Below are 21,494 nucleotides of genomic sequence, written 5' to 3' on the forward strand. Positions count from 1 at the left end.
GAAGCGCTGTTTGAGAAACGAGCACGCTTGCAAAAGCTCGCGATTCTACGCGCCTTTGGACAACGTTACATCTCCCCTTGCGCGCTTCCCTTAACCGGGCACTTTACTGCTGAGCAGGCATTTCAAGCAGAAAACGTTCACCGTCAAGCGCTTGGCGTAGGCGCGAATGTAGAATTTCAACACTTCCCTGGTGCTCGCCTACCAGGGCGGTGGTCGTTACCTTCAACCCGCTGTGGCGCTGTTCGGCGGCGGCGCAGATCTCGGCGATATCGCCACCCTCACCGGCATGACGGCCTGGGGAGAGAAACAGCATCGCCAGCACCACGTGGCCGCTGCTGAATTCGGGAGTATCCAGCAGGTGCTCCAATAGCGGCTCGTTAAAGCGGTACTCGTCGCCGTCACGTCGCTCCATGGAAGCCGCCGCCACGCAGCGCACGTCGTCGCCCAGCAGCACGCTCAATTGCCCGGCCAAGCGGTTACGCACGGCGGTAACGTCGGGGATGGGGCTGCCGTGGTCCACCAGCGCGACCTTGGCAGCGCCTTGTTCAGGCAGCTGCGCACGCACGTTATCAGCCAACAGCTGTGCCAAGCGCAGGTCGTTACTCCCCAGCTCATCCACCAGCGGCTGAGCAACCCGCACCGACACGTTAGGAAAGCGTGCCTGCAACGCAGCCATACGCTCCGGCAAATACCCCGTTAGCGCTTTGCTGGGGCCGAAGAAAAACGGCAGCACGATAATCTCGGTGGCGCCTGCCTCGGCGCTGCGTTCGGCAGCGGGGCCTAACGTAATGGCCGGAATGCCATCGACCTCTTCAGCGGGGATTTTATTGGAGTGCAACAGCGAGGCCGCCTGAACGGTCTCCCCTAGCGTCTCGCTCAACGCGGCCGCCACGCGGCGCAAATTATGGGTCGCCTGAGGCCGCAGAGAGCCGTTATCGACCAGAAAAATAGCGCGCATCGCGTTCATCCTTTTCAATCGGAGCGTTAATGAGCCGCCAGTACGTCTGCCGCCGCCACGGGAATGGCCGCGTGGCGGCGCAGGTCGAGCACATAGCGGTCGCGGGCGTAGAGGCCGTCGCTGCTCAGTGAGAGGTAGCCTAGACGGTCGTCGTGATGCACATCCACGCCCGCGTCATAGAGCACTACGTCTGGCTGGTAAATCAATCGTATAACCCGGATGATGAACCACCGTTAACGCCATGCGCGTGCAGCCACTTTGGTCACAAATGTAGATCGCTTATGTTGCTTGATACCACGACGTTAAACCAGCAAAGAAACTTCTTCGACGGCCATGAGGATATCTGGCTTTTTGGCTACGGCTCGCTGATTTGGAAGGCCGATTTTGACTATTTAGAGCGCCGACCTGCAGCGATTACCGGCTGGGCGCGGCGCTTCTGGCAGGGTTCCCACGACCACCGCGGCACGCCGGAAGCACCGGGGCGAGTGGCGACGCTGATTCGTGCCGAAGGCGCGGTATGTCATGGCATGGCCTACCGCATCACCCCAGAGGTGCTCGCACCGTTGGATGTGCGGGAGAAGAACGGCTACCTGCGGGAAAAAGTCACGCTGACGTTTTTGGATGAGGCGGGTAACCCTGACGCCGACCAAGCGCCTAGCGAGGGGCTGATTTATCTGGCCAGCGAGGACAACCCGGCGTTTTTAGGCGATGCCCCGCTGGCCGACATCGCCCAGCAAATTGCCCAAGCCCACGGCCCTAGCGGCCCCAACAGTGCTTACTTGCTGAACCTAGCCCAAGCGCTGCGCGAGTTGGGCACCGAAGATGCGCATATTTTTGCCCTAGAAGCGCAGCTACAGCGTTACCAGTAGCGCGGATAGCGGCGGTGGCGCGCCAGGTTATTGACCAGAATCGCCACCACCAGCATGACGATGCAGCCTGCGCCAATGGGGATCAGCGGATACCACCAGCCCAACTGATGCACGCTGGCACCGCCTGCCACGGCAATCAGCGCAGCGGCAGCCCCTGGCGGGTGAACGGTATGGGTAAGCTGCATGACCAAAATGGAGAGCGACACCGCCAACGCCATCGACAGCGGCGTGGCCCCCAGCAGTTGATAGCAGCCCACGCCCACACAGGCAGAGAGCACGCTGCCAAACAGCACATGACTGGGCTGGGCAAAAGGGCTTTCCGGGGCGGCGTAAATCAGCACCGAGGTTGCTCCGAACGAGCCCACGATCAACAGCTGCTGGGAGAGCCACTCGGCGCTTAGCCAGCAAATCAGCGCCATGCCAGTAAAGGCACCCAGCCACGACCAGCAGGCATCCTGCCAGCCTACCCGGGGGCGCGGCGTTCGTTCTCCGCGCATCTTGCCAAGATACGTTTTCATCGCACTCGCCTTTGCACTAAAAGAGCGCAGATGATGACAAAATGCACCAAAGAAGCAAATGACAATGCGTCATATGCTCATGAAACTCGCTCAAGGACGACCAGCATGCCACTACCGACTCCCTCGCTCACCGTTGCTCCCTCCAGCCTATTGCTAGCGGTAGTGGCTGCCGTGGGCATGGCCACCATCGGCGTGATCTCGCGCATCACCGGGCTGAATGCAGAGAGCATTACCTTCTACCGGTTGGGGTTAGGGGCGCTGTTTTTGCTCGGCTATTTACTGCTGACAAAACGCCATGCAGGACTCACCACACTGCCAGGGCGGCAGGTGGTGATTAGCGGTAGTTTGCTGGCGGCGTTCATCCTGTTTTACGTGCAGGCGATGAACTACACCCAAATGGCCAACGCCATTTTGATGGTGTATCTCGCGCCGATTGTGGCGGCTATCGCGGCCCATGCGCTGTTTAACGAACGGCTTGCAGCGGCGCAGGTTTTGCTCATTGGCTTGGCGCTGTTTGGGTTCGCGATGATGCAGGAGTTTCGACTCAACCTGGACGATCAGCAGGACGTGATTGGCATGAGTTTTGGCTTAGCGGCCATGCTAGCTTACAGCGGTTTTATCCTGACGAACCGCCGCTTGCCGCGCCACCTGGATGACCGCACCTGCGCCTTCTGGCAGTTGGCGGTCGGGGCGCTGGTGATCTTGCCGTTTGCGCTATGGCAGCAAACAGGGCTAACCGCCAGCGTATGGCAAGTGCCGTGGTTGTTGGCTGCAGGCCTGGTGCCCGGTTTTTTGGCGCTACTGTGCGCGGTGATGGCGATTAATCGCCTGCCCACCGCGCTATACGGCACGCTGGCTTACTGTGAACCGGTGGCGGTGGTGATTTTTGGCTGGAGCCTGTTTGGCGAAGCGCTTTCGCCGCTGCAGTTAAGCGGCTGTGGGCTAGTGATCGCCTGCGGCATCGCGCAGGCGTGGGTCGGAGGCCGGGGCGCTACATCATCAGCCACGACAGGATAAACAGCCCAATCAGCGTGCGGAAAATGCCGCCAATAATGGAGCCACGCAAAAACGCACGCAGCCCACCCCATAGCACCAGCAGGCCAATCAGCAGTATCGCTAGGCTTAAAAACGAGTCGTTAATCCCCAGCGAACGCGTCAGCCCGCCGATAAAGTCATCAAAGGCACCAAAGAAGTTGGTGAAGAGCCCCACCAAAAACTCCACCACGACTCGGATGGCGTCGCCTATCGCCTCGCCGATGCCCTCAAAAAATCCGTTTGCCTGCATGCGCGTTGTCCATTGCTTGAAGATAATTGATCGAAAATAGCGAGTTGAAGATAGCTCGTTGAAGATAGCTCGTTGAAGATAGCGGGCATTGTGTGTGAAAACACGCAAACTGGCAAAGCCACGCGATTGAGCGGCTTCCACTTTTCGCCTATTTCCTTTTTAGCACTACCGCGTTACAACGTTAAGTACGCATTTGCGGGAGAGACTGGTGCACGACACCAGCGCCGAAGGAGCAACGACCCCGGAAACTCTCAGGCCAACGGACCGCAACGGCTAACGTTTTTACCAATACGTTCCGAAGAGCGGTTGATGACTGCGTCACTCAGCCCACCGAAGGAGCAAGCGCCACATCATCGGCGTGAATCTCTCAGGTTCCATGACGGAAGGGGTACGCCTAGCAAACACGTTTGCTGGGGGTATCGCCCGACGCTCATACAATCTGTGGAGAGACTCATGCAACGCATTGCAATTATTGGCGGTGGTATTACCGGTATTACCAGCGCCTACGCCCTCGTGAAACGCGGCTTTGACGTCACTGTGTTTGAAAAGCATCGCTACGCCGCGATGGAAACCTCGTTTGCCAACGGTGGCCAGCTTTCCGCTTCAAACGCTGAGGTATGGAACCACTGGCCTACGGTCATCAAAGGCCTGCGCTGGATGCTGAAAAACGACGCCCCGCTGCTCGTCAATCCTCGCCCTACCTGGCACAAGCTGAGCTGGTTTGCGGAATTTATCGCCGCCATTCCCCGCTATGCCGACAACACCACCGAAACAACGCGCCTCGCCATTGCCGCCAGGGAGCACCTGTTTCAGTGGGCGCGAGACGAGCAGATCGATTTCGACCTGAAACAGAAAGGCATTCTGCATATCTACCGCGATAAAGCGGGCTACGAGCATGCCGCTAAGGTCTCACAGCTTCTGCACCAAGGCGGGCTTGAGCGCCGTGCCGTGACCCCGGAGGAAATGCGCGCCATCGAACCCACGCTGGCGGGTAGCTACTACGGTGGCTTCTTTACCGAAAGCGACGCCACCGGGGATATCCATAAGTACACCAATGGATTGGCGAACGCAGCCGCCAAACGGGGTGTGCATCTTAACTACGGCCATCAAGTCACCGACCTCGGTGCGGATGAAAACAGTGCCTGGGTCAGCGCTTCAATCGACGGTGAAGAGGTACGCCAAAGCTTTGATAGCGTGGTGGTGTGTGCTGGTATTGGCAGTCGTGCCATCGCCGCCAAGTTGGGCGACCGCGTTAACATCTACCCGGTCAAAGGCTACTCCATCACCGTGCAGCTGGACGACGAAGCCTCACAGCAGGCCGCACCGACGGTGAGCTTGCTGGATGACGAAACCAAACTGGTGACCAGCCGCCTGGGCAACGACCGCTTCCGCGTGGCCGGTACCGCTGAGTTTAACGGCGCGAACCGCGATATTCGTAACGACCGCATTCAGCCGCTGGTGCGCTGGGTAGAGCAGTGCTTCCCCGGCGTGAGTACTCAACGAGTGGTGCCTTGGGCGGGCCTGCGCCCGATGATGCCGAATATGCTGCCCAAAGTCGGCCCCGGCAAATTGCCGACGGTGTTCTACAACACGGGCCACGGCCACCTGGGCTGGACACTCTCGGCCATCACCGCCGAGATGCTGGCGGATGCGGTGGATACTACCGTGGCCACACCGCTGGCGGCCTCGCGGTAAGGCTGGCACCTGCGCTCCCTGCCAAACGCCGATCAGGCGCCTGGCAGGCTACGCCCTTTTGAGCTGCTGCACCGACGCCACCAGGTCATTGAAGCGCTCCCCCTGAATCATCACATGGTCGCGCAGTAGGGTTTCCGCCTGCTGGGCCTCCCCTGCCGCTATCGCCGCCACAATGGCGTCGTGCTCGGCAAACGAGCTTTCCAGACGCATGCGCACCTGTAGCTGCATTCTGCGATAAGGCTGCAGGGCCGCATGCAGCCGCGCGGCCTCCTGCGCCAGGAACTGGTTATGGCTGGCTTCGTAGATGCGCTGGTGAAACAGGCTGTTCTCGTAGTAGTAACCATTGCTGTCGCCCGCCTCCACCTTGGCCTGGCAGGCTAGGTGAACGTCCTGCAGCAGTGCCAGCTCGTCGGCAGTAATGCGCCGCGCCGCCAATCGGCCACACAGCCCCTCCAACTGGGCCATCACCTCAAACCGCTCTACCAGCTCTGAAATGCTCAGCTCGGTGACGAAAGTGCCGCGCTTGGCGACCACCTGCACCATGCCCGACATGGCCAGCTGCTGAATGGCTTCCCGGATGGGCGTTCTGGAACATTGATACTCCAGCGCGAGCGCATCAGGGTCCAGGCGATCACCGGGTAGAAAGCGCCCTTCCACGATGGCGTCTTCCAGTAGATCGCGCAGTCGATGTGCCTGTGACACCTTAGCCATAAGTCGCCTCTGTTTTACTTGACTGAAATATTTTAAAAGTCTATTTGTTATATATAACACATCGCATCGAAACATCCTTGCAACCACAATCTCATAACAATCATGCGCGGAGCCAGATGTATGCAGATGAACATGACGTTTCTACAGGGCTTGCTCACGAACATCAGTGAACGCACCCGCACCAAATACCGCTCGGTGACCTCCTACTCGCCCGAGGTGCACCTCAAGGGGCTGTTCGACGCTTGTGAAAAGCTGATGCTGCCAGGTGGCGAAGCCACACAAATACTGACCGCTCAAGCAGCCCTTAGCCACTATAGCCAATTGACCGAGCAGGAACAGGACGCGTTTTTCTCGCTGCTGGCCAATGCCTACTCGGCTGACCCCGAACAGATCCACGCGGCCTACCAAGTGTACCGCGAGCGCCAGGACAACGAAGCCCTGGCGCGGCTTTTCAGCGCCTGCGAGCCCCGGCGGCAAGACCTGCTGCGCCGCCTCAACCTCTGCCCGGGAGGCACCTACGAGCTGGTCAAGATGCGCGCCAACCTGCTGAAACGGCTCAGCGCCTCACCCTCCTTTGCGGCCCTGGATGCCGACTTTTCGCATCTTTTCAATTCGTGGTTCAACCGCGGCTTTCTGGTGCTGGAGAGCATCGACTGGAACACCCCGGCGGCCGTGCTGGAAAAACTGATCCGTTACGAGGCGGTGCATGAGATCAGCGACTGGACCGCGCTGCGCCGCCGCCTGGACCCGGAAGACCGCCGCTGCTACGCCTTTTTCCACCCTGCCACGGGCGATGAGCCGCTGATTTTCGTGGAAGTCGCGCTGTGCAAGGGAATTCCCGACAACGTCCAGGCCATTCTGGAGAACGAAGAAGAGCTGCCGCTGGCCGATGCCGATACCGCCGTGTTTTACAGCATCAGCAACTGTCAGGCGGGGCTCAAGGGCGTCTCCTTCGGCAACTTCCTGATCAAGCAGGTCGTGCAGGAGCTGAGCCGTGAACTGCCCCAGTTGAAGAACTTCGTCACCCTTTCCCCGGTACCCGGCTTTGCGGAGTGGCTGGCCACCCAGCGCCGCTCGAGGGCGGTCACGCTGCCCGAAGCGCTGGAACAGCAGTTGGAAGAAGGCACGCTGACCCAGCACGACACGCCTTCCGCGCACCAGAAAGCGCTGCTGCGCCTGGTGGCTTACTACCTCACCGAGGTCAAACACAAGAGCGGCCAGCCGCTCAACCCGGTGGCCCGCTTCCACCTGGGGAATGGCGCCAGCCTGCACCGCCTCAACTGGCCCGCCGACACGTCCCCCAAAGGGTGGCAGCAGGCCCATGGGGTGATGGTCAATTACCTCTACCAGCTCAATCGCATCGAGCAGAACCACGAAGCCTTCAGCCAACAGCAGAGCGTGGTATGCACCAGCGACATTCGCCGCCTGGCAAGCCAGGCACAGCACTACATGACCGTCGAGGCCTAGGCATGACCCTGACTTCACTACAACAACAAGGACCCACCATGAACCATAATCTTTTCAGCCTGTTCTACCCACACTTCGAACGCCAGCCTGACAAGGTATTGATGGATACCGACGATGGCCGCCAGTATCGCTACCGGGATGTGCTCTCGACCAGCCGCCGCCTGGCCAGCCGATTACGCGCCTGGGGTCTTCAGCCCGGCGACCGCATAGCCGTGCAGATCGACAAAAGCCCCGAGATGCTGATGCTCTATCTGGCCAGCCTGCAAGTGGGGGCGGTGTACCTGCCGCTCAATACGGCATATACGGGCAAGGAGATCGCTTACTTTCTGTCCGATGCCGAGCCGCATATTTATGTCTGCCGTCCCGACGACCTCGACAGTGCCACCCAGCACGGCGAGGCCAGCGGCGTCACGCATATCGTCAGCCTAGGCACCCAGGCTGACGGTAGCTTGATGCACGACCTGGCACAGGTGGAGGAAACCAGCGACGTCTGCCAAGTCGGGCCGGACGATCTGGCCGCCATCCTTTACACCTCCGGCACCACGGGGCGCTCCAAGGGCGCCATGTTGACCCACCGCAACCTGGCGTCCAACTGCCAGGCGCTGACCGAAGCGTGGCACTACAGCGAGCACGATCACTTGCTGCATGCCCTGCCCATCTTCCATACCCACGGCCTGTTCGTGGCCTGTAACATCACGCTGGTGAATGGCGCCTCCATGACCTTCTTGCCCAAGCTGGAGGTGGAAGATCTGATTACGCGCATGTCGAAGGCAACGGTGTTGATGGGTGTGCCCACGTTCTACACCCGCCTGCTGCAATCACCCCGACTCGATCGGCAGGCCACCGCCCACATGCGGCTGTTCATCTCCGGTTCGGCACCCTTGCTGGCCGACACCCATGAAGCCTTCGAAGCCCGCACCGGCCATGCGATTCTCGAGCGCTACGGCATGACCGAAAGCAACATGAACACCTCCAACCCCTATGACGGCCAGCGTCGGCCAGGAACCGTGGGCATGCCGCTGCCCGGCGTGGAAGTGCGTATTACCGACCGTGAATCGGGCAAACCCTTGGCCGATGGCGAGACCGGCATGGTGGAGCTGCGCGGCCCCAACGTCTTCAAGGGGTACTGGCGGATGCCCGAAAAGACGGCCGCCGAGTTTCGCTCAGACGGTTTCTTCATTACCGGTGACCTGGGAAAAATCGATGAGCACGGCTACCTGAACATTGTTGGCCGCGACAAGGACCTGGTCATTTCAGGCGGTTACAACGTTTATCCCAAGGAAATCGAAGCCATTATCGATGACCTTCCCGGGGTTCTGGAGTCGGCGGTGGTTGGTGTCCCCCATGCCGACCTGGGCGAGGGCGTGGTCGCCGTGGTGGTCCCGGCGGCCCCTGATCAGGTGGATGAACAGCCGATTCGCGCCGCCTTGGCAAACGAGCTGGCCAGGTACAAGCAACCCAAGCACATCGTGTTCGTGGAAGCGCTGCCGAGGAACGTCATGGGCAAAGTGCAGAAAAACCAGCTGCGCGAGCGTTACGCCGACACCTTCGAGCGCCACGCAAGCCACGCGGCCCTGTCTTAGTCATTGAACTTAGTCCTGGAACCTAGCCATAGAACTTAGCAATAGAACACGCACGAATTCCCCGCTGACGGGAAAGATGGCGCCGCCGCGACCGAGGAAACCAGACACGGCGGCCCATCGAACACGCACTACCTAACAACAATGACAATAGAGGAAAATGACCATGGTGATTTACGGTGTTGCCCTGCTGGCAGGGTGCATGCTGGTGGGCCTTTGGGCCGGTGACGTGCTGGGCATGATGCTCGGCGTTACATCCAATGTTGGCGGTGTGGGTATCGCCATGTTGCTGCTGATCTTTCTGGGCGGCTATCTCATGGACAAGAAGAAAATGCCGGCCAGTACCGAGAGCGGGATCACGTTCTGGAACGGTATGTACATTCCTATCGTGGTGGCCATGGCCGCCAGTCAGGATGTCGCGGCAGCGCTGGATGGCGGCATGATCGCCATTCTGGCGGGCTTCGTGGCCGTCATGGCCAGCTTTTTGGTCATCCCCCTGTTTGGGCGGCGCGAGCCAGCCGTCGATGACGGCGACGAAGCCACAAGCCCTGCTGCCGATGCCCAACCTCACTCCCGCCCAGCGCCCAGCCAAGCGCGCTAACCCGAGGCTTTGACGATGATCGAATCACTGTTTACGCAACTGGAACGACAGCATCTGGTGGCGGCCTTTGCCCTGGTGGGCGGCGCCATGTACCTCTCCTACGTGCTGAGCGACAAACTCACCAAAGGCCGCGTGCATGGCTCTGCCATTGCCATCATGGTCGGCCTGGCGCTTGCCTATGTGGGCGGGATCACCACGGGCGGCAGCAAGGGGCTGGCCGACATCAGCCTGTTCGCCGGGCTGGGCCTGATGGGCGGCGGCATGCTGCGCGACCTGGCCATCATCGCCACCGCCTATGGCGTTCGCTTTCAGGAGATTCGCACGGCGGGCATGAGCGGCGTCGTGGCGCTGTTTCTTGGCGTGGTGCTCTCGTTCGTGGCCGGGGTCGCCGTGGCCTTCGCCTTCGGTTACCGGGACCCGGTGTCCCTGACCACCATCGGCGCAGGCACGGTGACCTATATCGTCGGCCCCATTGCCGGGGCTTCGATCGGGGCGTCCTCGGACATCATTGCGCTGTCGATTGCCGCCGGTCTGGTGAAGTCCATCCTGGTGATGATCATGACGCCCGCCATGGCCCGGCACATTGGGCTCGACAACCCCCGCTCGGCGATGATCTTCGGTGGCCTGATGGGCACCACCAGCGGGGTCGCGGCAGGCCTTGCCGCCACCAACCCGCGGCTGGTGCCCTACGGCGCCATGACGGCGACCTTCTACACCGGGCTGGGTGCCCTGCTGGCACCGTCGGTGCTCTACCTGGCAGTGCGAGCCATTTTCTAACCGCGAGCAACAGCCCTCCTCGCCACCCACAAGCGATACAGCGCGGGCGTGAAGAAGAACGACACCAGGGTGGCGAGCAGCAGCCCAAACCCGACGGTTTGCGCGAAGGGGGGCCATAGCCCCCCAGCCGCCAACATGAGCGGGATCAACCCGGCAAAGGTGGTGATGGTGGTCGATACGATGTGCCGACTGGTCGGCCCACTGATCACCGCCAACATGGCCGACAGATCACCCTGGCGAGCGGCCGGGTCGTCATCCAGGGCAGCCATCAGGATGATGGCCGCGTTGATAGCCACCCCCACCAACCCCATAATGCCGACGATAATCACGAAGCCAAACGCATGGCCACTCAGCAGCAGCGCCACAATCCCCATGCCCATGGCCTGTGCTCCAGCGATAAAGACAATGGCGGCGCGGCGGAAGGAGTTGAACGCCAGCACCACGGTGGCCACCATGGCGATCACCAGCAAGACCACCGAGGCCAGCAGTTGGCCCACCGCCTCGTCACGCTCGGCGGCCTCTCCCCCTGTTTCAATACGGTATCCAGCAGGCAACGTCAGCTCACCGTTCTCAAGCGCTGCCTGAAGCTTGGCATCTAACTGCGCCATGGATACGGCCGGTAGCGCATCCGCCACTAAATAGCCTTGCACCAGCTGCACTCGCTCGGCATTTCGTCGGGTAATCACACTCCATGAAGGGGCAAGATAGCTTTCAGCAACAGCCGCTAACGGTAAGCCTTCAGCCACTTGGTCACTCACCAAACGCAGTGCAGCTAGCTGCTCGGCATCAGTACGCCACCCATCGGCATAACGCACACGTACCGGTAGTTGTTGTGTATCTTCCAACAACATACCGGCAGGCTGGCCGGAGAGGGCAGCACCTACCTGTTCCGCCAGGCTCTGCGTCGTCAGCCCTGCATCGCTCAATGCGGTGTGGTCGACATCAAGCACTAGCCGAGGCAAATCACGCTGCATCCCTGCGCGTACGTGGGTTACCTGGGGAAGCTGGTGCATCAGGCCCGCTAGCTCCAGGCCCAGGGAGGAGAGCACCTCCAGATCATCGCCATACACGCGAAGCTCAATGGGCGCTTTAAAAGGCGAGCCTTGCTCGTATTTGCGCACAACGCCTTGGGCTTGAGGAAAGCGCTTATCCAGAGATTGCTGCAGCCCCGGCACCTGTTGATTGGTGGCCTCTAACGATACCGTATCGACGATCAGATGAAGGAAGGCGGGGTTGTTATCTTCATTAGTTAACACGTTGTAATACATCATCGGCGCACTTTCGCCGATAAACGACGAGACACGCACTACACCCGGCAGCTCGCGCACCATGCTCTCTACTTCGTGGGCCAGCGCTTCTGTCTTGGCGATACTACTGGCGGCGGGCAAGCGCACTTCAATATGGAACTGGTCGCGGTCGGCGAGAGGGAAGAACGCCACGTCTAGCGTTGGCATCAGCGCTATTCCACCTACCGGCACACAGAGGGTGATCACCATCGCCGCCACGGGGTGGCGCAGTGTACTGCGAATCGTGCCGCGAAACGCCCGCTTCATTATATTATCTCGCGGGACAGGCGGTTTAGCGGCTACCTTGGCCAGCAGCATGGGCGAAAGCGCAGGCACCAGCAGCAGCGAAATCAGATAAGAGCTGACCAGCGCCACCATGACCGCCATGGCAAGCGGCCCGACGAACTCCCCACCAGTACCAGGCCCATCAGTAGGCTAATCGCTACATCACTGAGACGCTGGTTGGTATAGCTGGCCTGCTCAAAGACTTCTTCTACCGCCAGCCCTATCGGCAGTTCATCGGCAAACGCCGCCAGTTGCGCCTGGGCACGCTCAACCCACGCATCGATACGCTGTCCCGGCACCATACGGGCACCTACAAATACGGCCCGCTCACCGTTTAGCAGCGCCACCGCGCTGGGTGGGTCTTGAACGCCACGGCGCAGCTCGGCAATTTCTCCTAGCTTGACGCTCTGGCCCTGCTGGGTGGTGACGTTGATCTCTCGCAGCCGGTCAAGCGCATCAAACTCGCCGCTCAAGCCCACCGTTAGCCGATGCCCTTGCGTGACCACCTCGCCAGCCGTGCGGCGGCCGTCGCTCGCCTCAATGGCCCCGGCAAGCTGACCAACCGAGAGTCCTAACGCATTCAGTTCCAGCGGGTCTACCATCACCTCGACCTGCTCCCCGGCGACGCCAAAACGGTTGGTATATTCGGTGCCCGCTACCTGCCGTAACTGATCTTCTAGGCGTTCGGCATAGCGCTCCATCAGCTGTGGATTGGGAGGGGTATCCAACGTCCAGCGCAGAGCGGCCACGATACTGAACGCATAGCCACGGTCATCCAACAACTCCGGCGTTTGCACGCCTTCCGGTAGCGAGGGCGCTACATCGCTGAGCTTATCGCGCACGCGGCTCCACACCGGCGTGACATTGGTCACCGCGTCGCTCAGTTCCAGGCTGAGCACGGCAATGCCTTGCCGCGAGGTAGATTCCAGCACATCAATCTCAGCAATGGTGCGTAGCTCCTGTTCGATAGGACGCGCGACCAAGGCTTCGATTTGTTCGGGAGTCGCCCCTGGGTACGGTGCCAGCACGGTGGCAATCCGCGCGACAAGGTGTGGGTCTTCCGCCCTGGGAAGGGTTTGGATAGCCGATAGCCCCGCGACAATGAGCAAGCCAAGCGACAGCGCCAGCAGGCGGCGATTAAACAACCACTCAATGCGCTGCATGGGCCACTTCCTCGCTGAGTGTGACCTGCTGCCCAGGCGTGATGCGGTGAGTGCCGCTGCTAATTAATCGCATACCGGGGGCCAACGTGCCACGCACAAAGGCGTCATCGCCTTCGGTATGCAGCAGCTCTACGCTCGCCTGTGCCACACGGTAGCGCTCATTTTCCTGAGGTTCGGCAACCAGTACGTTCCACAACCCGCGGTCGGCGGCACGTAGTGCAGATAGTGGTACCCAGTAACCGCTAGCGTGCTCGGTAATTGAGTAGTTCAACTCGGCCAGATCGCCAGGCACCGCGCGGCTGTTACTTGTCAGCGCCACCACCAGTGTTTGCGTGCGGCTGTCGCTATCCACCTGGGGCAGGCGAGCAAGCACCTCACCCGTAATAGGCTGGCCGTTTACGTGCAGCGTCACAGACTCCCCCATGGTGAACGTCGCCGCTAGCCGGGCTGGCAAGCCAAGGTGTGCTTCTAAGTGGCGGGTATTCACGATATCGAAAGCCGCCGTGCCACTGCTCACCAAGCTGCCCACATCAATATGGCGCTCTACCACCCGCCCAGCGAAGGGGGCTTTTAGGGTGCTGTCTTCTAAGTCAGCCGTGAGACTATCGCGCTCGGCCGCTAGGGCAGCGAGTCGCGCTTGCAGGGTTAAGCGGTCGGTGCGGGCTTGGTCCAGCGCCGTGCGGCTAGCAAAGTTGCTTTGATTGAGCTGCGCTTCGCGCTCTTCCTGGCGCTGGGCAAGGGCCAAGCTGGCACTGGCTTCTTCGCTGCGCGCCGCCACTTCGGCTAAACGGCTCTCCAAGCGGCGGGTATCCAGACGGGCGAGCACCTCCCCTTGTTCAACCGCATCTCCGCGCTCGGCCAGTACGGCTTCCACCCGCCCCGCTGGCTCAAAAGCCAACGACACCGACTGGCGCGCCACCACCCGACCGGTTAAGCGCACTTCCCGCCTCAACGCATCTGCCTCGGCAAGCGGAATCGTTGCCACCTGTAATAAAGCGTTATCTACCCCCTGCTGGCGTGCCTGCTGGGCACTACTGTGCTGGCTGGTTAGCAGGAGTATTACCACAACGGTAGCGCCTATCATCAGCAGTGCCGCCAGCATGCCGCGCAGCCGATGCCCCCAGGAAGTGTTTAACGTGCCCATGTTGGCCTCAAATGGTTTATTCTTGAACGATAACGTTCACTATAATATGTGTACGCCACCGTTCAATAACTATTGATGCATGGGCAGAGGTTAATTGCATGACAGACGCTCAACCGCCGTCATCTGACCAAAAACGCAGCGCGGGCCGCCCTAAAGATATGGCCAAACGTAATGCGATGATGGACGCTGCAGCGTGCCTGTTTTTCCGCAATGGTTTGGAAGCCGTCACCATGGAGGCCGTTGCTCGAGAGGCGGGCGTTTCCAAAGTGACGGTGTATGGGCACTTTACGTCTAAGGAAGCGCTGTTTGGCAGCGTGATACGGCGGGAAACCGCGACAATTCGGCAAGGGTTAGAGCAGCTCCCTGACACCCACGACGCGGTACGCCAATCGCTCATTGAGGTAGGCATCGGCATGGTGCGCTTTTTACTGGAGCCCCATGTATTGGCGGTCGAACGGGTGATGAGTCAGCAGGGCGAGCAGCACCCCAAGCTGTTACAGGCTTTTTTTGAGGCAGGCCCCTGGGCTATTAGCCAGTGGCTGCGGGAAAAACTGGAAGGACTGGCCAGCGCAGGCCACCTTACCCTGCCCGCCCCCGCACTAGCTGCCGATCAACTCTGCAGCATGTGGCAGGGAATGCTGACCAAAGAAGTTCGTATGGGCGTACGCCCACCGCCCACGGATGACGAGCTAAAGCGCCAGATCACCAGCGCTGTAGACGTGTTTTTAATGGCGTATGGGCGGCGCTGATGCTCAGGCTATCGGCGTTCTAATACGCCGATTAGCTCAGGTATTGATAGTTGCTGATCTTCCACCGATTGGTATAAATCTCGAACGACTTTGGCAATACCACCTTCCACAGCTAAGTCGTGGGTCATTGTGTGGTAGTAACCGAGATCCTTGCTTGCATTGGCAATCGTAAACCTGAATCCAGAAGGGTCATTGTCAGCGATATAAGGGCGCAACCGCTCAAGCACGACCCCCCCACCGCCGCCTGCACCAAGCACATCAAGCAAAGCATTATCACTGATGCCTGCTTTACGTGAAGCGGCAGTGGCTTCCGCCAATACCGCAGAAAAGCCAAGCGAAACAAAATTGTGCAACAGCTTAAGAGTGTGTCCCGCACCAACTTCGCCTGCATAGGCAATATTTTCGGCAAAACCCTGCAGCAGGGGCAGCATTTCATCGAACAGCGCCTTTGGCGCGCCAACAATCAAGTTAAGCCGCCCTTCTGCTGCTTCTTTAGGCGTGCGTGTCATGGCGGCATCCATAAAGCGTCCGCCTGCCTCCGTGACTCTGACAGCGACTTTTTCTGTCGAACTAGGTAGAGCAGTGGAGCAATCTACGATAACACTGCCAGGGACTAGCCCTTCTAATACGCCATTGGGTTCAAACAACACGGCTTCTACTTGAGGCGAGCCAGTAACGCACAGAATCACCACCTCTGCGCTCTGTGCCACCTCCCGACCAGAACTCAGCGCACTGGCGCCAGCGGCCACTAGATCATCCACTGGCTGATTACCTGGGTGTTCAAGAAAACATACCTGATAGCCAGCACGTAGCAGGCTGCTGGCGATCCCGTGGCCCATCAGGCCTACGCCGACGACGCCTATTTGGCGAGATGTTGTCATTATAATAACTCCTTTTACGTAGATGTCCGTGCTAGCCGTGCTTGATAGCGATAGTCTTGATACGTGTATAGCTTCTCAGCCCTTCAAAGCCCTTTTCCCGACCATGTCCTGAACGTCCAACACCACCAAAGGGAAGCTCTACGCCACCGGCAGCTCCGTAGTTATTGATGAACACTTGGCCACTGCGGATACCTTTTGCCAAGCGTAGCTGACGTCCGCCGTCGCGAGTCCAAATACCGGCACACAGGCCAAAATCGGTGGCATTAGCGAGTGCAAGCGCTTCGGCTTCATCCTCGAACACCTGCACCACCAGCACGGGGCCAAACAGCTCCTCCCGAAGCACTTCATGCCCATCCGGAATATCGGTCAACAGTTGAGGCAGCACGAAATGGCCTCCGGATGGTACGCTCGACGTTAGTTTTCCTATAGCCGCGACGCGAATGCCATCGGCTTTGGCCGCCGACAAACGTTCTTCCAGCTTAGCTTTTTGGCGCGCGTTGATTAATGGACCACAGTCGGCATCGGCTTCACCGGTATCACAGCGCAGGGCGTTAAAGCGCTTGCATAGATTATCAATTACGTTATCAGCGATTTCACGCTGTACTAGCAGACGGCTACCTGCGGAACAGGTCTGACCAGCATTCTGGATAATCCCACGTACCACCGCAGACAGCGCTTCCTCCAAATCTGCATCGGCAAACACGAGTTGAGGCGATTTCCCACCTAGCTCCAACGTGACCGGCACATGGTGCTGCGCGGCCGCTTGGGCAACATGTGTGCCGGTTTCAGGTGAGCCAGTAAAGGAGAGGTGGTCAATCTGAGGATGGGCAGCCAGCGCCGCGCCCGCTTCAAACCCTAGCCCCGGCACTACATTGAGTGCACCAGGGGGCAACCCATGCTGTACCGCCAGTTCCGACATGCGCAGCACGCTCAGGCAGGCATCTTCGGCGGGCTTAAGCACGATAGTGTTACCTGCGGCGAGTCCAGCCGCCACGCAGCGCCCGAAAATTTGAGAGGGATAGTTCCAAGGAATAATTTGGGCACACACACCGTAAGGCTCGCGCAGTGTCATTACCGCGAAGTCGGTTTCAAAGGGAATGGTCTCACCGTGAATCTTGTCCGCCGCCCCACCATAAAAGCGAAAATAGCGTGCACAGGCGGATATATCCCCTTTGGCTTGGGTCATGGGCTTACCGGTATCGGCGCACTCGAGCTGTGCTAGCTGTTCATGATGTGCCTCGATCACATCGGCAAAGCGCAACAGCCATTCGCTGCGCTTACGAGCAGACCAATGAGCCCACTCGCCTAACTGTCCGGAAAAGGCCAGCCGTGCTGCTTTTACTGCTGCATTTACCTCCTCCACTTGGCTACGTGCAATGCGCGCCAATGGCTCTCCAGTGGCAGGGGCCTCTACCTGTAACGTAGCCGTCGTCTTTATCCACTCTCCACCAATCAGTGCCTGCTGCGGTGGAAAGGTCATTAAATGTGACATTTATCACTCCTTTATTATCTTTATTAAATGTAATGTCTTTTCTATCCGTAGAAGATATTCACTAATCCCATTGAAATCCAAGGCATATAAGTAATCGCCATCAAACACGCCAGCACTACTAGCACAAAGCGCACCAGCCACGGCAGCATTTGATCAATGGAGATTTTGGCAACAGCGCAAGCCGCAAAAAGATTCACCCCAAGAGGCGGCGTAATCATGCCCAGCGCTAAGTTGACCACCATTACCAAGCCAAAATGGACAGGATGGATACCAAACTGAATCGCGATCGGCGTGAGTATCGGGGCCAGAACTAAAATCGCGGCCGATGTTTCAATGAACATGCCGACAATTAGCAGCAGTGCGTTCACAACCAGCAAAAACATCATCGGGCTTTCAATGGTGTTGGTGACCAACGTGGCAATTTGTGCCGGTAATCCTGTGCGGCTTAACAAAAAGCTAAACAGCGCGGCCGATGCAATAATCAACATCACCGCCGCCGTTGAGATCACGCTTTGGCGCAAGATAGGCCCTAGGTCAGCAAGCTTTAATTCGCGGTAATAGAACGCGCCCACAATGAGTGCGAAAAACACCGCCACGGCCGACGCTTCAGTGGGGGTAAAAATCCCTCCGTAAATACCGCCGATCACCACCACCGGCATCAGCAGCGCCACCCAGGCACGCTTAAGCGAAACCATAAAACCGGTGCTGTCTTTGTAATCATCTTTACCGTAGCCACGCACTTTACAGAACAGGTAAAGAAAGATGATAAGCGCCATACCAATCAAAATGCCGGGCCCAATACCGGCCAGAAACAGCTGCCCAATGGAGGTATCGGTACTCACGCCATACAGAATCAGCGGAATAGAAGGGGGAATCAGCACGCCCAGTTCCGCCGATGACGCCTGAATAGAGGCCGCTAGCGGTTTGGGATAGCCGTGCTTCACCATGGCTGGAATCAGAATGGCACCAATGGCAAAGGTTGTGGCCACGCTGGAGCCGGACACCGCGGCAAACATCATGCACGTTAAGACGCAGGACATGGCAAGGCCGCCTTGCACGCGCCCAACGATGGATTTTGCAAGGTCCACCAAACGTTGTGAAATGCCCCCGGCAGCCATTAAATTACCCGCCAGAATAAAGAACGGTATCGCCATCAGCGGAAACTTATCGATACCAATAAACATCTGCTGTGGAACAAGTAATAACGGCAGGCGCGTAAAGAACTCGATGCCAATAATAGAAGCGAGCACGATAGAGATCGCAATCGGCACGCCAAAGGTAAAGAGCACGATCAGCGATAGTCCAATCACCATATTCATGAGGACGCTCCTTCTTTGGAACGCGACGCATGGGTGGACGTTGGCTCATCGGTCAGCACTTCGCTGTTTTCTGGCCCTACTTTCTCGCGGCCACTGAGCTGCGCGGCTAAACGGGCGATCACTGACACCATCGCAAAGCTAGCACCCATGGGAATCGCGGCATAGGCCCAGGACATGGAAATGTTCATGCCCGACATCACCTGGCTATTCACTCGCAGCGTCATTTGAATGCCGTAGTGCACTAACACGCCCAATACCAATAGGCAGCACAGCACAATCGCCATTTCCAGCATCATGAGCAGACGCGCAGGCATCCATTTATAGATGACCTCAACCGCCATCATATAGCCACCACGAAACGTAGCGGCAGCGGCCATAAACACACACCAAATCATGGACGTTCTAGATGCCACCTCGGTCCAGGTAGAGGGCGCATTAAACAAAAATCGCGTAAGCACCTGATAGAAGCTGAGCGTGACCGATATGACCAACATCAACATAGCAATCATCAGGGCAATACGGGTTAACTGATGCTCTAAACGAAGCAATACCGCTAGCATAAAAGGTCACCGTGCCTAGGCGGTCTCTGGCATCGCCAGAGACCGCAGTGAAGGAAGTGCTTAACAGTTGCCCGCTTTTTCACGGATGCGTTCTAGCATGTCGCTACCATACTGTGAGGTGAAAATTTCGTAGGCGGGTTCTACTGCCTGCTGGAAAGGAGCAGGGTCGATCTCTGTTCTTACTGTCATCCCATTGGCTTCCAACAGCGCAACCCCTTCCCGCTCAAGGCGCGATACTTCTTCGCGAGTGGCGTCTACCGAAGCTGCTGCGGCCTGCATAAACCAGTCACGCTCCTCTTCGCTGAGGCCATCTAGCAAGATCGGTGAGCCCAGTACGATGGCCGGTGAGTAAACGTGCCCGGTCAGGGAAAGGTAGTCCTGCACTTCCCAGAAGTTGGTGGCTACAATGACCGTAATCGGGTTTTCCTGGCCATCGACCGTGCCTTGTTGAAGCGCGGTGAATAGCTCCGGGAACGCCATCGGTGTTGGTCGTGCGCCCATTTGGCGGAACGCTTCTTGGTGTACTGCGTTCTCCATGGTGCGGACCCGTAACCCTTCCGCATCCGCTGGGCTAGCAATTTCACGCTGACTGTTAGTGAGGTGACGGAAACCGTTTTCTGACCACGCCATACCGACCAAGCCATGATCGCTCATCTTCGCCAGCAGCTCGTCACCGATCTCGCTGTCCAGCACACAGCGGGCTTGGTCGTAGTTTTCAAACAGGAACGGCAAATCCAGCACGTAGGTTTCCGGCACAAAGTTACCCAGTGGGCCGCTAGAGGTAATCACCACATCCACGGTGCCAATCTGCAGGCCTTCGATCATTTCTCGCTCGCCACCGAGAGAGCCGGAGGCGTGCTCAGTGACCGTAAAGGCTCCGTCGGATAGACGTTCTAGTGTCTCTTTAAACGCCTCGGCACCTACCGAGTAGTGAGAGGTGGAAGAGAGCGTGTGCCCCAAACTGATATCCGTGGCTGCCTGAGCGTGCAGTGCAATGCTGGCCGTCGCCAGGGCGCTGATAGCAGTCACGAGTGCATGTCGAGTGAAGCGCTTGGTCATGATAAATCCCTCTTTATGTTGTTGTGAGGGTGAGTAGTGAAGGAGGCGTTGGCGTCTCCTTGTGGCGTTCTGCCCTATCGGCAGTGGGGTGAATCAGATGGGCAATAGCCGTTCATGGGTGCTGCTCAGCCATAAAGCTATCGATGATTTGGGTAAAGTCATCGTCGCCGACAAAGCCAAGCTGACTCGCTTTTGCAGTTTCAAAGCGGGCGGGCCAACTGGCGACAATGGCTTCGATACGCGGGTCGGGTGCATGTTTAACGAGCGCTAGGGCCTGCTCCCCGGCCGCCGTGCGAAGCGCTTCAAGCATAGCGGCGACGCTCACCGTAATGCCCGGCAGCATAAACGCGCGAAACGGTGCGAGTGCTTCACGAGGTACCTGGGCACCATGCTCCAGCGCATCGACCACTTTGCCCGGCGACATCACAAACATTTCAAGGGTGGTGGGCACAGGGCAGATGGCCTCTTCACCATTGAGCGGCTCACGCAAAATGCTGGAGGCAAAGCTGGAGGCCGCGGCATTTGGACGGCCGGGGCGGATCACGATGGTGGGCAAGCGAAGCACCAAGCCATCAATCTCGCCACGACGGCTGTAATCATTGATGAGCAGTTCGCACATGGCCTTTTGGGCACCGTAAGAGTTCTGCGGATGCAGGGCGGTCATGTCGTCAAGCACATCAGGCAGTGCGCCGCCATAGGCCGCCACGGAGCTAGCCATAATGAAGCGCGTGTCGTGCATGCCACGGGCACGACAGCCTTCTAGCAATGACCGCGTAGCATCAAAATTGACACGCATACCGAGTTCTAAATCGGCTTCTGCGGCAGAGCTGACCACGGCCGCCAAGTGATAAATCACGTCAGGGCGCTGATCTAACACCTCGTCTAATGCGTGCGGCTGAGTAATATCCACTGCTCGCGACACCACAGTAATCGTGCCTGCTGAGGGCGACGGCGCTTCTACTTGGTCAATCAGCGTTAGCTGCGTGATCGATTGCTGACGCAGCTCACCACGCTGGATCAACTGCTGCGCGAGGCGCTGGCCCAAAAAGCCAGCGGCACCGGTAATGGCAATGTGCATGATGCGATTCCTAATGT

Annotated in this window: 22 protein-coding genes and 2 riboswitches; of the genes, 8 read left to right on the forward strand and 14 right to left on the reverse strand. The window is 58.6% G+C overall.

The features are described 5' to 3' along the window. Positions 1-103: 103 nt before the first annotated feature. Together NH344_RS08320 and NH344_RS08325 are read right to left on the reverse strand one after the other, a co-directional pair. Positions 104-958: a CbiX/SirB N-terminal domain-containing protein gene (locus tag NH344_RS08320; protein ID WP_228219406.1), complete on the reverse strand. Its 855-nt coding sequence runs from the start codon at positions 956-958 to the stop codon at positions 104-106. 26 nt (positions 959-984) lie between these two features. Continuing rightward, positions 985-1,164, reverse strand: coding sequence for a hypothetical protein (locus NH344_RS08325; RefSeq protein ID WP_253027750.1), 180 nt, complete (start codon positions 1,162-1,164; stop codon positions 985-987). A gap of 75 nt (positions 1,165-1,239) precedes the next feature. Between NH344_RS08325 and NH344_RS08330 the strand changes: the two genes are divergently transcribed. Further along, positions 1,240-1,827 carry a gamma-glutamylcyclotransferase gene (locus tag NH344_RS08330; RefSeq protein WP_253027751.1) on the forward strand — a complete coding sequence of 196 codons (588 nt, stop codon included), beginning with the start codon at positions 1,240-1,242 and terminating at the stop codon, positions 1,825-1,827. On the opposite strand, the gene NH344_RS08335 is transcribed toward NH344_RS08330, so the two are convergent. Beyond that, the gene (locus NH344_RS08335) at positions 1,818-2,345 is read right to left on the reverse strand and encodes an HPP family protein (protein WP_016915214.1); all 528 of its coding nucleotides are present in this window, start codon (positions 2,343-2,345) and stop codon (positions 1,818-1,820) included. The genes NH344_RS08330 and NH344_RS08335 overlap by 10 nt on opposite strands. 105 nt (positions 2,346-2,450) lie before the next feature. Between NH344_RS08335 and NH344_RS08340 the strand changes: the two genes are divergently transcribed. After that, entirely contained in the window at positions 2,451-3,362 is a 912-nt protein-coding gene (locus NH344_RS08340) for a DMT family transporter (protein WP_253027752.1), read from the forward strand. Here NH344_RS08340 and NH344_RS08345 read toward each other — a convergent pair. Beyond that, on the reverse strand, positions 3,337-3,630 hold the full coding sequence (locus tag NH344_RS08345; protein WP_044630200.1) for a hypothetical protein: 294 nt from the start codon (positions 3,628-3,630) through the stop codon (positions 3,337-3,339). The genes NH344_RS08340 and NH344_RS08345 overlap by 26 nt on opposite strands. A gap of 186 nt (positions 3,631-3,816) precedes the next feature. Continuing rightward, positions 3,817-3,907: riboswitch (glycine riboswitch) on the forward strand. Between the two features lie 8 nt (positions 3,908-3,915). Next, positions 3,916-4,023: riboswitch (glycine riboswitch) on the forward strand. Between the two features lie 60 nt (positions 4,024-4,083). Here NH344_RS08345 and NH344_RS08350 point away from each other — a divergent pair. Beyond that, positions 4,084-5,325 (forward strand): D-amino acid dehydrogenase, encoded by a 1,242-nt coding sequence (locus tag NH344_RS08350; protein ID WP_253027753.1) that lies wholly within the window; start codon positions 4,084-4,086, stop codon positions 5,323-5,325. A 48-nt stretch (positions 5,326-5,373) separates the two neighbouring features. On the opposite strand, the gene NH344_RS08355 is transcribed toward NH344_RS08350, so the two are convergent. Further along, positions 5,374-6,036 (reverse strand): GntR family transcriptional regulator, encoded by a 663-nt coding sequence (locus tag NH344_RS08355; protein WP_253027754.1) that lies wholly within the window; start codon positions 6,034-6,036, stop codon positions 5,374-5,376. A 126-nt stretch (positions 6,037-6,162) separates the two neighbouring features. On the opposite strand from NH344_RS08355, the gene NH344_RS08360 reads away from it, so the two are divergent. From NH344_RS08360 to madM, 4 genes are all read left to right on the forward strand, one after another. Beyond that, positions 6,163-7,503 carry a malonyl-CoA decarboxylase gene (locus tag NH344_RS08360; RefSeq protein ID WP_253027775.1) on the forward strand — a complete coding sequence of 447 codons (1,341 nt, stop codon included), beginning with the start codon at positions 6,163-6,165 and terminating at the stop codon, positions 7,501-7,503. Between the two features lie 38 nt (positions 7,504-7,541). Then, positions 7,542-9,086 (forward strand): malonyl-CoA synthase, encoded by a 1,545-nt coding sequence (locus NH344_RS08365; protein ID WP_253027755.1) that lies wholly within the window; start codon positions 7,542-7,544, stop codon positions 9,084-9,086. A gap of 163 nt (positions 9,087-9,249) precedes the next feature. Further along, positions 9,250-9,684: a malonate transporter subunit MadL gene (gene madL, locus NH344_RS08370; RefSeq protein WP_039175078.1), complete on the forward strand. Its 435-nt coding sequence runs from the start codon at positions 9,250-9,252 to the stop codon at positions 9,682-9,684. Between the two features lie 15 nt (positions 9,685-9,699). Further along, positions 9,700-10,461, forward strand: a complete 762-nt coding sequence (gene madM, locus NH344_RS08375) for a malonate transporter subunit MadM (RefSeq protein WP_039175076.1) — start codon at positions 9,700-9,702, stop codon at positions 10,459-10,461. Here madM and NH344_RS08380 read toward each other — a convergent pair. The 3 genes from NH344_RS08380 to NH344_RS08390 are packed head-to-tail and all read right to left on the reverse strand — an operon-like array spanning position 10,458 to position 14,339. Further along, a complete protein-coding gene (locus NH344_RS08380; protein WP_253027756.1) occupies positions 10,458-12,134 on the reverse strand; it encodes an efflux RND transporter permease subunit in 1,677 nt (558 codons plus the stop codon). The genes madM and NH344_RS08380 overlap by 4 nt on opposite strands. Beyond that, positions 12,098-13,195 (reverse strand): efflux RND transporter permease subunit, encoded by a 1,098-nt coding sequence (locus tag NH344_RS08385; RefSeq protein WP_253027757.1) that lies wholly within the window; start codon positions 13,193-13,195, stop codon positions 12,098-12,100. Before NH344_RS08385 ends, NH344_RS08380 begins: the two co-directional genes overlap by 37 nt. After that, positions 13,182-14,339 (reverse strand): efflux RND transporter periplasmic adaptor subunit, encoded by a 1,158-nt coding sequence (locus NH344_RS08390; RefSeq protein WP_253027758.1) that lies wholly within the window; start codon positions 14,337-14,339, stop codon positions 13,182-13,184. Before NH344_RS08390 ends, NH344_RS08385 begins: the two co-directional genes overlap by 14 nt. Positions 14,340-14,437: 98 nt before the next feature. Between NH344_RS08390 and NH344_RS08395 the strand changes: the two genes are divergently transcribed. Further along, a complete protein-coding gene (locus NH344_RS08395; protein ID WP_054645052.1) occupies positions 14,438-15,088 on the forward strand; it encodes a TetR/AcrR family transcriptional regulator in 651 nt (216 codons plus the stop codon). An 8-nt stretch (positions 15,089-15,096) separates the two neighbouring features. Here NH344_RS08395 and NH344_RS08400 read toward each other — a convergent pair whose 3' ends face one another. The 6 genes from NH344_RS08400 to denD all read right to left on the reverse strand — a co-directional run bounded on the left by NH344_RS08400 (position 15,097) and on the right by denD (position 21,477). After that, positions 15,097-15,969: an NAD(P)-dependent oxidoreductase gene (locus NH344_RS08400; protein WP_089675942.1), complete on the reverse strand. Its 873-nt coding sequence runs from the start codon at positions 15,967-15,969 to the stop codon at positions 15,097-15,099. A gap of 31 nt (positions 15,970-16,000) precedes the next feature. After that, a complete protein-coding gene (locus NH344_RS08405) occupies positions 16,001-17,461 on the reverse strand; it encodes an aldehyde dehydrogenase family protein (RefSeq protein WP_074211418.1) in 1,461 nt (486 codons plus the stop codon). A gap of 41 nt (positions 17,462-17,502) precedes the next feature. Beyond that, positions 17,503-18,780, reverse strand: a complete 1,278-nt coding sequence (locus tag NH344_RS08410; protein ID WP_228219402.1) for a TRAP transporter large permease — start codon at positions 18,778-18,780, stop codon at positions 17,503-17,505. Then, positions 18,777-19,340, reverse strand: coding sequence for a TRAP transporter small permease subunit (locus tag NH344_RS08415; protein ID WP_054645051.1), 564 nt, complete (start codon positions 19,338-19,340; stop codon positions 18,777-18,779). The genes NH344_RS08410 and NH344_RS08415 overlap by 4 nt, the downstream gene beginning before the upstream one ends. Before the next feature lie 60 nt (positions 19,341-19,400). After that, positions 19,401-20,399 carry a TRAP transporter substrate-binding protein gene (locus NH344_RS08420; RefSeq protein ID WP_074211417.1) on the reverse strand — a complete coding sequence of 333 codons (999 nt, stop codon included), beginning with the start codon at positions 20,397-20,399 and terminating at the stop codon, positions 19,401-19,403. Positions 20,400-20,511: 112 nt separating this feature from the next. Further along, positions 20,512-21,477: a D-erythronate dehydrogenase gene (denD, locus tag NH344_RS08425; protein ID WP_062360794.1), complete on the reverse strand. Its 966-nt coding sequence runs from the start codon at positions 21,475-21,477 to the stop codon at positions 20,512-20,514. Between the last annotated feature and the right edge of the window lie 17 nt (positions 21,478-21,494).

The sequence above is a fragment of the Halomonas sp. Ps84H-12 genome, from assembly GCF_024124725.1.
GTDB lineage: Bacteria > Pseudomonadota > Gammaproteobacteria > Pseudomonadales > Halomonadaceae > Vreelandella > Vreelandella aquamarina.